The 494-nt window shown below is 46.6% G+C and carries 1 protein-coding gene; it reads left to right on the plus strand.

What is annotated here, in order from left to right; translation table 11 throughout:
• Positions 1 to 494, plus strand: a 494-nt coding sequence (locus WFZ86_RS20150) for a hypothetical protein (RefSeq protein WP_342693618.1), incomplete at both ends; no start/stop codon positions are given.

Here is a 494-nt window from a genome sequence, read left to right on the forward strand (position 1 = left end):
TATGTAGCAGGTTGGTCAGGAAGTACAACAATTACAGCAAGCGCTGCAGGATGTAACGGTCCTGCTACCACTACACATGTAGTAACAGTGACCCCAACAGTAAGTATTGCTGCCTTCAGTCCAGCAACTTCAACCCGTTGCCAAGGAGCAGGAGCAGTAACCACTACTACCACAGCTACGAATTCAACAGGTATTACCTATAGTTTAGATGCCGCTTCATTAACAGCAGGCAATAGTATAAATGCATCCACAGGGGAGGTTACTTATGTAGCAGGTTGGTCAGGAAGTACAACAATTACAGCAAGCGCTGCAGGATGTAACGGTCCTGCTACCACTACACATGTAGTAACAGTGACCCCAACAGTAAGTATTGCTGCCTTCAGTCCAGCAACTTCAACCCGTTGCCAAGGAGCAGGAGCAGTAACCACTACTACCACAGCTACGAATTCAACAGGTATTACCTATAGTTTAGATGCCGCTTCATTAACAGCAGG

The organism is Flavobacterium polysaccharolyticum, assembly GCF_038739875.1.
Classification (GTDB): Bacteria; Bacteroidota; Bacteroidia; order Flavobacteriales; family Flavobacteriaceae; genus Flavobacterium; species Flavobacterium polysaccharolyticum.